Source organism: Pseudomonadota bacterium (assembly GCA_034660915.1).
In the GTDB taxonomy this organism is placed as follows: Bacteria; Desulfobacterota; Anaeroferrophillalia; order Anaeroferrophillales; family Anaeroferrophillaceae; genus DQWO01.
Genome location: JAYEKE010000152.1, coordinates 1 through 11,198, shown reverse-complemented (window position 1 = coordinate 11,198; position 11,198 = coordinate 1). Strand labels below are relative to the sequence as shown.

Annotated in this window: 8 protein-coding genes; 4 read left to right on the top strand and 4 right to left on the bottom strand. The window is 42.2% G+C overall.

The window, feature by feature from the left end; translation table 11 throughout:
• From U9P07_09025 to U9P07_09015, 3 genes are all read left to right on the top strand, one after another.
• A partial coding sequence (locus U9P07_09025; GenBank protein ID MEA2109545.1) for a helicase-related protein occupies nucleotides 1–1,031 on the top strand: 1,031 nt, incomplete at its 5' end.
• Nucleotides 1,032–1,062: 31 nt separating this feature from the next.
• Nucleotides 1,063–3,435, top strand: a complete 2,373-nt coding sequence (locus U9P07_09020) for a hypothetical protein (protein ID MEA2109544.1) — start codon at nucleotides 1,063–1,065, stop codon at nucleotides 3,433–3,435.
• Nucleotides 3,436–3,487: 52 nt separating this feature from the next.
• Nucleotides 3,488–4,084: a DUF1318 domain-containing protein gene (locus U9P07_09015; protein MEA2109543.1), complete on the top strand. Its 597-nt coding sequence runs from the start codon at nucleotides 3,488–3,490 to the stop codon at nucleotides 4,082–4,084.
• Between the two features lie 461 nt (nucleotides 4,085–4,545).
• Here U9P07_09015 and U9P07_09010 read toward each other — a convergent pair whose 3' ends face one another.
• Complete coding sequence (locus tag U9P07_09010) at nucleotides 4,546–6,666, bottom strand: ATP-binding protein (protein MEA2109542.1); 2,121 nt, start codon at nucleotides 6,664–6,666, stop codon at nucleotides 4,546–4,548.
• A gap of 150 nt (nucleotides 6,667–6,816) precedes the next feature.
• On the opposite strand from U9P07_09010, the gene U9P07_09005 reads away from it, so the two are divergent.
• On the top strand, nucleotides 6,817–7,818 hold the full coding sequence (locus U9P07_09005) for a WYL domain-containing protein (protein ID MEA2109541.1): 1,002 nt from the start codon (nucleotides 6,817–6,819) through the stop codon (nucleotides 7,816–7,818).
• Between the two features lie 172 nt (nucleotides 7,819–7,990).
• On the opposite strand, the gene U9P07_09000 is transcribed toward U9P07_09005, so the two are convergent.
• The 3 genes from U9P07_09000 to U9P07_08990 are packed head-to-tail and all read right to left on the bottom strand — an operon-like array spanning nucleotide 7,991 to nucleotide 10,717.
• Complete coding sequence (locus U9P07_09000) at nucleotides 7,991–8,758, bottom strand: hypothetical protein (GenBank protein MEA2109540.1); 768 nt, start codon at nucleotides 8,756–8,758, stop codon at nucleotides 7,991–7,993.
• 11 nt (nucleotides 8,759–8,769) lie between these two features.
• Nucleotides 8,770–9,762, bottom strand: a complete 993-nt coding sequence (locus U9P07_08995; GenBank protein ID MEA2109539.1) for an endonuclease NucS — start codon at nucleotides 9,760–9,762, stop codon at nucleotides 8,770–8,772.
• 58 nt (nucleotides 9,763–9,820) lie between these two features.
• Nucleotides 9,821–10,717, bottom strand: coding sequence for a hypothetical protein (locus U9P07_08990; protein MEA2109538.1), 897 nt, complete (start codon nucleotides 10,715–10,717; stop codon nucleotides 9,821–9,823).
• Nucleotides 10,718–11,198 lie beyond the last annotated feature (481 nt).

Below are 11,198 nucleotides of genomic sequence, written 5' to 3'. Positions count from 1 at the left end.
TGATGGACTACCTGCCTCAAAATCATTTACTGATTATCGATGAAAGCCATGTTACTATTCCTCAAATAAGAGGCATGTATCGTGGTGATCGTTCACGCAAGGAAACTCTGGTTAACTATGGATTTCGTCTTCCTTCAGCTCTGGATAACCGGCCGTTGAAATTTGAAGAATTCGAGCAGATTGCCAATCAGATTATTTTTGTTTCAGCGACCCCGGGAGACTATGAACTTGAACATGCCGGGTCCGGATATGTTGTCGAACAGATTATCCGGCCAACCGGTCTGGTTGATCCTGAAGTCAAGGTTCTGCCGGCAAGCAATCAAGTTGATGATCTGATTGAGCGACTCAGGGAAGTAGTAGAACATGGTGAAAGAGCCCTGGTAACAACTTTGACCAAACGCATGGCCGAGGATCTCAGCAGCTACCTGCAGCAACTAAGGTTTAAGGTTCGTTACCTTCATAGTGATATTGATACTTTGGAAAGAACAGAGCTCATTCGCAATCTGAGGCTGGGGACTTTTGATATCCTGGTGGGAATTAATCTCCTGCGGGAAGGGTTGGATATTCCTGAAGTTTCACTGGTTGCTATTCTTGATGCTGATAAAGAGGGGTTTTTGCGTTCACACCGCTCACTGATTCAGACTTCCGGCCGGGCGGCCCGCAACCTGCATGGGATGATCATCATGTATGCCGACCGGGTGACCGGTTCCATGAGCAGTGCTATCAATGAGATGGAAAGAAGGAGGGAAGTCCAGCAGCAATATAATGATCTTTACCATATTACTCCCCACAGTGTGGTTAAAAGGGTGCAGGAATCAATGGAAACCGGCTATGGGACTGAGGAATCAGGGCAGACTGCAGCCGATGAAAATCTGGGGCCGATACTAGCACAGGGGAACAGAGTCTGTGAACGAACCATTAAACAATGGGAAAAAGAAATGGATAAGGCTGCTAAAGCACTGAATTTTGAACGGGCGGCGGAATTGCGAGACCGGATAAAAAAATTAAAAACCGAAATTATTTTAGCCTGAACGGCAGAATTTTTTCGATTAACGGGAACTCATGAATAATTGTCGGCAAGCAAAAAGTGCATGGTTCAAACTCATTATCATCCTGTCTGTAATGCTGTCGCTTAATCTGCCATTCCCATGTTCCGCAAAGCTTTACCCTGACAAAAAATCATCATTTTCTTCCTTTGCCACCATTATCAAATCACTTTCCATTATCCGACCGACTATTATGATTAATGTGGATGACTTGAAAAAATCATCCGACGAGAAAACAGATGATAAATTTCTTCAATATCTGAAGCTTTTTCCCACCATTGAGCAGGGCAGCATCAGTGGTCTGAAAATAGTGCTTCTGAGTAGAATCAATAAATGGAAGCTGGTTCTGAATAATCTTACCCTGATTATCAATGACTTTCAGCCTGAGTCAAATTCCCGGTGGCAATTAACCGGCACCTATGAATTGCAGCATCCTGCTCTTAAAACATCTGGCAGCATTTCCATGGAGCTGCAACTGGAGACAATAAAAAAGAAGTTCAACGGCAGGGGAAAACTGACAGTCACCGGCAAATCTTCTGATCATGTTTATACTTTCAGCATACCCATAATCATTGATGAAAATCTGGTATTGAAACCGGAATTATCTCTTGATGGTCATGCTCCCATCACTTCTGAACTGCAGGTCATGCTCCCATCTGCAGATAACCCTTTATGGAAGGTTACTTGCAGCGGGGAGTTAACGGATCTGGTGCCGCTGGCTGCAATGCTGCGAACGAATAATTTGTCAGCTGAGATAATGTTTCCGAAAAGCGGGCAACTTTATTATCGGCTGGTCCTCACCGGGGAAAAAACATTTCTCTGTCCCCCTTATGATGCCAGTTTACAGCTGAAAGCAAAAAAGTTCCAGTTTCAGTCAGCCAATGCTGATGTTGCAATCGAAGATGTCGGTTTTTTTGTGGATGCCGCCATATCCGTTCCAAGAAATGGACCTGGCGTTTTAAAAATGTCGACCATTCTTCATGGCGGTCCTTTTCTCTGGCATAACTATTTTTGGGATTTAACCGGCCAGGAGGCCAATGGTATATTTGAATGCATTTTGCCATTTCATAATGGATTTCCAGTGCTGGATTCGGGTATCAGTTTTTCCGGAAGGATTGAAGCTGATCCACTATGGACTGGTTCACTGAATGGAAGCTGGTCACCGGAGAAAGGAAGATTGTCTTTCAACGGCCAGCCCATGGATATCGCCAGAACTATAAAGATATTCACGCCAGACTTCCTGGAAGCACAACCACGGATATTGCAGGGGTTGGAAGCTGAAGGACGTTATCAGTTTTCGGCAACAATGGAAAAAGAAGGCCGTAAAATCACCATAATCGATGGGAATATATTAGTAAGCAGCGGAAATATCGGCAGTAAAGGCTATGGTCAAGTACATAATCTTGAAATTTCAATGCCATTGGCCGGCTTGACCTGGGATGATAAAGTGAAAAAATTGCAGGTCAGCAGCCAGGCAGCGCCAGTGATACTGAAATTTGGTTCTATCACCGGCCCTTACCTCCATGCCGAAGCCCAAACCATTCCGGTTAATTGGAAAGCTGAAAGTTTATCCATTCCGACGATGATTGATATTGTTGCCATCGGTTGTCCAATCAAGATCAGCAACTTCATCATTCATCATCCATTACTGACAACTCAACAACGGGCTGAGTTGAAGCTGGAGGTTAACTCTGCACCCTTGGAGAATCAATTACCTGAGCTGCCGGTTTCCGCGAAAATAATTGAGCTGATAAACGAGATTCGCCATCATTTGCAGGCTGGCCTTAATCTGTCTTTTGCTGAAAACCAACTTGAAGTGCAGGGCAAAATAAAATTCCCTCTTTTTTCCGGCCTGGTAGGGATAGAAAACATTCAAGTTCGCCGGCCGTTTTCTTCGTCAAGAGTCATTGCGCTGGATATGGAGGCCAGAAAACTGGATCTACAAGAAGTCACCGCCCTGGTGCAGGCGGGTTCAGCCACGGGAATCATTGATATAAACCTGAAAAATTTTGAAATTTCCTATGGACAACCATCCAAATTTGATTTAGAGATTAAATCAGTTAAAACTTCAGGCATACCCCAGAAAATCAGTGTCGAAGCGATTGAAAATCTTTCTATGATTAGTTCCGGCAGTAGCGCCGGCCATGGTTTACTTAATGTTGGGATTAACCGGTTTTTCAGTCATTATCGCTATGGGAAAATTGGCTTGTATTGTCGTTTGCGTGATGATGCTTTTCAATTGCGGGGTCTTATACATCAGGGCGGTCGGGAATACGTGGTTAAACGTGGGTTACTGACCGGAGTTGACGTGATTAATTACAACCCTGAAAATCGGATCAGCTTTCGGGATATGCAGGAAAGGGTGTTACGGATTTTTAACAAGAAATAATCATCCCTGAAAATTTTCAGAAACCATTAAACCTCAATGAGTGGAGAAAATCATGAAAAAATGCCAATGGTTGGTGATGCTGTTACTGATGGTACTGGTTTCCTGTGTTACTATTAACATCTATTTTCCGGCAGCAGCAGTGCAGAAGGCTGCAGAGCAGATTGTTGATGAAATCAGATCCGGAGATGAAAGACAGCCGGTGCAACCGATACCGGAAGAAACGCCTGCGGAGACAAAAAGTGAACAACAGGGTTTCAGGATAGATTTTATCCGTCAGGCTGAAGCTGCGGAAAAACTGGATATTAATGTTTCAACCTCAACCATCCGGGGGGTGAAACAATCGATGAAAAAACGGTATCCACAGCTGAAAGATGCTTATCAGAAAGGTTTTTTTGGTGAAGGGGCGGATGGCCTGCTCCATTTACGGCAGAAAAATCAGCTGCCCTTAAAAAAACGGGCCCGGTTAAGCAGTCTGGTTAAGGCAGAAAACAGTGACCGCCAGGCACTATATGGAGAAATTGTCAGGGCCAATCGCCTCGGGGCTGATGCCACCCCTAAAGTTGCGGCCATTTTTGCCCGGACCCTTAGAGCGAAGGCCCAAAGTGGATGGTGGATTCAGGATGATAAAGGAAACTGGTTGCGGAAGTAACAGGACACCGCCCTTCGTTCGGAAAGCACAATTGTGGTCAGGATTAACGATGTATTACAAAAGGCGGGGTGAAAACCCCGCCTTTTGGTCAATTTCCGGCTGATCGGGGCTTGGTCAATCAATAACCAGCAAACCTATGTATTCTTTATTGCCGGTATCGGAATATCTATAGAAAAGAAAGGTATAGGTATAGATAGTAGTATAGCAGCTATTGTTATAGAAATTTGGTAACTATTCAGCACATCTTTATGAGGTGCACTGCTGTGAGCAAAACCGGGACTGTCCCCGAGCTTTTTGGTTTAGAAGGGGACTGTCCCAGGCTTTTGCGGCGCCTGCCGACATTGTTTCATAGTCCGTAAACATCTGGGACAGCCCCCGGTGAAGCTGGGGACAGTCCCGAGTTTACTACTTAAGGTGCAATACAACGTGCTGAATAGTTACCTATAATTTTTTTCTTCCATTTAATAGCCGTCGGCTGATTTATTAAACCCCGAAAAAAAGCCAATATTCCGGCTGGGTTCTGAATCTTTAAAATCAATTTCTTTGACCAAACCGGTAAGCATCGCGTCCGGATTTAATTCAACTCCATTTATCCGAAGCTTCCGCGTGACGGTGGCGAAATCACCGGGAGTTAGAGTAAGATATTTTTTTAATTCATCCTGCCAATGCTTTTTGCGCTTCAGCTCTATTCCCTTCTCCTTGAAGATTGATTGAAAAAGATCCCAGGCCTGCTCTGGTTTTAAAAAATCAAACTTTATTTTCAGGTCAAAACGACGCAATGATGCCGCATCAAGGCTGTCCATCAAATTGGTTGAACAGATAAAAACACCTTGATAGCGCTCCATCTGAGTCAAAAGTTCATTGACTTGAGTTACTTCCCAACTTTGCCTGGCTCCATTTCGATCACGTAAAAAGCTGTCCGCTTCATCCAGCAGTAAAATCGCTTTTTCGTAAATCGCCTCGTCAAACATTCCAGCAATATTGGCTTCCGTCTCTCCCACATACTTGCTCAGCAAATCTGAACTTCGTTTAACCAGTAAAGGTTTATCCAGCTGCCGGGCCAGGTAATGACCAAACTCCGTCTTGCCGGTACCTGGAGGACCATAAAGACAAAGTCTACCTTCACTATGTCTACGCAAACCATCGACAATCCCTCTAAGGTCGTGATCGGGATTGACCGCACCTAATCGATACCTGATCTGGTTTCTTGCCTCAACCACCGGTTTTTCAGGATAACCCATCGCCGTCTGAGTCGACTCTAAAAGCTTCTCCAATCGCTTTTCATTTTCACCGGTAGTTTTAAGCTCCTGGCAACGCACAACCCGGGCCGCCCGGGCAATAACCGCCGGAGCAATATATTTATTGTCAGCCAAAAGCTCCATCCACTCGGTACTAACCGGTATATCCCTTAAATAATTTTTCAAGATGTCCAATCGAGTTGAACGCGGCGGATGATTCAGATGAAACACAATATCAAAACGGCGGATAAAAGCATCTTCCGCAAAATGGATATTATTGGCAATCCAGATGGCCGGCACCAAGTTGTTTTCCAGGTTTTTATTGATCCAGGCCTTAAGGTTAAGAGAATCACCATCATGAAAAAAGCTGAATCCCTCGGTCAACAGGCTGTCAATTTCATCAAAAATGATTAAAGCGTCTTTCTGACGAGACAAAATTTGCTGCGCCAGCTGAAAAGCCCGTAAACGCTTTGGTTTATCGTAAGGTTTTTCTTCGTCACCTATGTTGACTTCATAAAGTTTGCAGCCAATGGTTTTAGCAATGGTTTTGGCAAATTCGGTCTTGCCGGTTCCCGGAGGACCGTAAAGCAGAATATTCACCCCTTTTGTCTGTTGCTCACAGGCCCGTCCAAGGTGATCCCTAATCAGGTCAAACTTATCTTCCACATGGAGATAATTGCTCTCCGTCAATTCAGGTGGACCAGCCAGAGCAAAGTAATTTCGCAATAACACCGCCACCGTGACATCTGGTTCCTGGAGCAAGTCATTCAATCCTTCCAGAAGGTCAAATTTATTGTTTAACTCAAATTGCGAACTTCGGTCGATACTTAACAAACCCGATCGTGCCAACAAACCCTGCCGGGAAAGTGCATCACAGGTCTCTTGATGGTCAAGTTCAAGAATAGTCGACAGGATAGTAGAAAACGCCTCAACATTGACCTCTCCAAATATACCAGTCACATCCTGGAGCCCCCGGTTTCCTTTAAGAATAACTATAAACATCAAAATAATTTGCTCCGCTTTATTTAAACCGATATACTCGGCAATTTTCTGACAATTACGCGCCAAGTGTTTATTTGGTCCGACTGATTTGTTTGTAATCTTCTCCTTCTGGTCTTCCAGAGCCCCAAGAAACTGTTTTTTGTCCATTTTCTTATCTTCGAGATGCTCCAGGCCGACAGCAGCAAGAATATCATAATCGTAGGTAAAACCTTTCCTTTCTAATTTTTTCCAGCCTCTCAGTTCCAAAAGTATCCTTAATCCCCACAGGAAGGTTAAATTTTGCTGTTTCTCATCCATAACCGACACTCCAGCATTTACTCTTTTACTTTTTCTTCTACGCATAGCCACCTCATATTTTACTGGTTGCAGTTCTTCAAAAACCCCTTGATTTTTACTCTCTACTCATTTATATAAAACAAAATAGCGACAAAAGAAAGGTCGCAACCAACCTATGACGACATGATATGTCGCTATCTATAAGAGGCTTTTTTTATGAGTGAAAATTTTCTTCGCAAACTAATAATGCTGCAGCACATCCCGAGATTTCCAGCCAAGATATCAACCAGTACGCTCAAACAAATATTAGCGAATAACGGCTTCGAGATAACCCAGCGCACTATTCAGCGTGATCTCAAGTCGTTATCCGGCATTCTACCGGGGTTGCAGGTGGATGAGGATAAAGATATTCCGGGTTGGTCCTGGTCAAAAGAAACCAGGTTGAAAGACATTCCGACCATGGATAGCAATATGGCATTAACTTTTCAGCTGGTTGGTCGTTTTCTTAAAGATATATTTCCTCCATCAGTTCTGAACCAGCTTAAACCCTACTTTGAAAGTTCACAAAAGGTCCTGGATGCTGCAGAAAATCATGGCTATATACATTGGCAGGAAAAAGTCCGTATCTTGTCTCGAACCCAGGCCCTCATTCCAGCTGGGATCGATGAAGATGTAATTATGGTTATCTACGAGGCACTGTTTAAAGGTAGGCAGGTTCGGGCACGTTACAGAACTCGTTCCGGGGATGAAGTGGAATATGATCTTCACCCTTTAGGATTAGTCTTTCGGGAAAGTGTAATCTACTTGGTAACAACGATCTGGAATTACCAAGACATACGCCAGCTGGCTTTGCATCGTTTCAAAAAGTGTGAATTGCTGGATGAAGACGTAGCCACACCTGACGGCTTCTCTTTGGATGGCTATATAGCTGCCGGGGGTTTTGATTATAGTGAAGAAGAGAATAAAACCATCACATTAAAAGCTCTGTTTTTTTATGGTGCCGGCCATCATCTACTTGAAACTCCACTCAGCGAGGATCAGGAAATTTCAGAGCCTGGGGAAGGTCAATTGCTGATAAAGGCAACAGTCAACGACAGTGCCCAAATCCGTTGGTGGTTGATGGGATTTGGCGATAACGTGGAAGTATTGGAACCGGAAGAACTGCGGGGAGAGTTTGTAGAAACCGCTGAAAATTTATTAGAAATCTATCAAAGTTAAGGTAGTGTCAATGATTTAACAGCTTTTTTTCTGGCAGCACCCTGAAGTTGTGTTCTGATCCTGTTTTAGGTGTATGTTAACGGTGCAAAATTTTGCTGATGCTCTCCACGCACAATGGCATAGCAACAGGTCTTTATTATTCCATCCATACTTAAAATTACTTCTATCCCCCTTATATTAATTTTTCAAAGGGTAGATGTCTCACCTTCATTGTCACAGAGGGTTTTAGGTAGTTAATTGATTTAACTAACCCAAATGCAACAACACCCTCAATTCTCGTTCCAAATCTAGCACTTGGATGGCAGTAATCAATAATATAAGTACTATTTGTGTCATCGCTTCCAACATTTACCTTCCAATATCCAACACCTTCCGGAGTAAGTGTTCTTTGCTCTGATCCAGAGTACACCTTTTTATAAAGTATTTCACCAACTCCACAACATACAATAAAATCAGGATTGTAGATTGTAATTTGAGTTTTAATCTCTTGACTATCTTCTTTTGCAACTTCTAACAATGTATCATACTCTACAGACCCACTACCTGCATTTTTCTTCAATTGCATAAACCCAAATGGGGCCAAGGATTCAACAATATCTTTATTTTTGACTTCTTCCCATGTCAGATTTGAATCAAGTAAAGGAGCGCACCAATTTCTAACTTTGCGCCACCATACGTGTGGATCTTTTTTTAACTCTGCTCGCAGATCATGAGAGGAAGAATCAAAATTACCGCTTTTTTTGTCTTCATTGCTTATACCAAAATTTGCGTCTTTTAAAATGAACAATATTTTAACTTTCGATTTCAAGTATTCTTCAGGCGAAGGTAATCCATCCTTTATAAACGGTTCTCTCCCTTCCTTTTTCATCCAAATATCAAATAATTTATTTTCCCTATCTGAAATATTCATAAATTCCTGTAATTCATCGGTGTTGGACATTTTTCATCCTCTCACTGCGCATTTAGAAGATTTATTAATGATTCTAACAATTCGGAGTTGAAAAACCATGTTGAATTCGGTTCGTCAATCTGGGTTTCCTCAGCCTGAGAGCCAAGAAGAGATGTAATTTGTTCTTTTGATATATTGAAGTATTGACAGAGACGGTCAAAGTAGAACTTCATCACTAAGCCTTTGGAAGATGTACTCTCTCTTGGGAAAATACTCACAATAACATTTCGAACTTTTTTATCCCCCATGTAGCCAACGAAAGCAACATTTGTGAGAGTTCGATTCATTCCGCCAAATAAAGGATTCAATTCTAATAACGCTTTGTCATAAAGTTCAATAACTCCGCTTTTCTCAGCAAACCCCCTCAGTTCCTCTAAAGATCGAGGAGGTTTACGTTTAGACTTGCTTTCACCTCGGCTCTGAACTTCATTTTCATCAAGCAACATGGATCGCCCTAGAAATTCCCCTTGCTCGGTTTTGAAGTAGGCGAAGGTCGCAACGTTGATATCTACGTCGTGAGTTTCAGAGAGATATTTCACAATTCTTTCCGTTGCCGAGTCAATAGATGAAGCCACTATAAACATGCGATGTCTTTCATTCAGGACTTCTGGCAAATCCGTCTGGAATTTTTCTCGGAAAGCTTGCTCCAAGTTTTTCCCTTTTAGAAAACGGTTCGCTAGTTCGTTGATTGTCTCATGTCCCAAATCTTGAATCCATGACGCATAGTCCAGTGTTTGAGTCACAATATCACGTGGCGTCTTGTCACGTTTAAGTTCAAGAACAACAAGATTACCTACATGGTCAAGAGACAACAAGTCAATGATTCCGCCATAAGCTGTCTCGACTTGCTGACCAATGACAAGAAGATCAGAGTTGATAAGGTTGATATCGTGCCACAGCCATTCCTCCAACCGAGATTCAAAGTCGAGTTTCTGCTTTGGTATAGACACCGGACGCTGGTTATTTATCTGCCATAGTTTCATTTCGGTTGGCATGTTGTTCTCTCCCCTTGCAATCAACGACCAACATGACGCTCGAGAAATGGGCGTGCGGCTATTTCTTGTTGCTGTCGATGCTTTTGTTAGAGATTTTCATGATGTACCTTTGACTCAGCCACTCCTTCCATTCTTCAAATTCTGGTGACCCTTGAATTGATGAAATGAATTTCTCAAATGTACATCCAATTAAATACGATTTTGCATCATCCTTTAGTCGGGAAATATACTCAGGAATCACATGCTGAAAATGGTTGTTTCCTTTTGGAAATAGCGTGATGGAGTAAAACTCATCAACATCCCCAACTTGGATCATTTTTAACCCAAGAAGATGATTTCTCCAAACTTGACGATATTTATCTGTTCCGAAAATTTTATCATCTGGGTTTTTGAAAAAACCAGATGCTCTTGCCGTTTGCCAGTATGGGAATTCCTGATTTTCAATATTGGTCGATTCTGTTTTCCCGATGGGATAAGCCTGTTCTGTATATTTTACCTCAATTCCAATGCCGCATGTATTTCCGTTTTTCAGAATGACTTTGAGATAGGTGTCAAAGGCTGTTCTATCATTCAGATATTTCTCTTTTGGCGATGGTGCATATTCTATTTTGATCAACTGAATTTCAGCACAATCAATATTCCAAACCTTGGAAATGATGCTGTCAGCTACTTCTTGATTGGTGTCCAGCGGTGCGAGCAAATTGAAAGGAATGTGTTCACTACGTAAAAGATCGGCATCACGCTCTCTAGAGTAGGAAGGATAACGTTGCCTGAGGACCTCTCTTGAATTCAGTTTATCGTAATAATTCAACAATGTTTTGCCATCTGAATCGATCAACCTATTTCCATAATCTTGAAATTCGACCTTTAAAACTTCTGCACGATATTTCGATTGAAAGAGTCGGGCTTTCGCTTTGAATTCATCATCTGGCTTATATTGTGTGCCGATATTCATTTTTTATTGATCTCCAACGCCGCTGACATGGTCAAGTAAAAGTAGACACTTAAGGCTGTTTTACATATCTCGGATAAAATTCTATAAAATTTAGCAATATTATATTTATTGTCTATATTACTTAGCATGAAAAAGACAGAGTCCTAAAACGATGGTTTGCTTCGACGTAGTTTTTCCAATTCATCCATATTATCAATATTCCATTTGGCCCACGAATCAGCAAGTATACTCCCTTTTAGTTTGTCACCAATATCGGAATCAGCCATTCCCTGTTTCAGTAATGTGTAACCTTCAATATATTCGTTTTCAAAGTGCTGCTTAAAACTAGGAAGCGAACTATCTAATAACTCTGTATGTCACCGACGTTCTGAAACTGTACGAATTGTGGCGGTATGAAAATGCTGTATTTTCTTCAAAAAGAAGGTGTAAAGAACTCTTCTTAATTCTTCATATTCTTCAAGTTTAGCAATAGCAAGGGTCG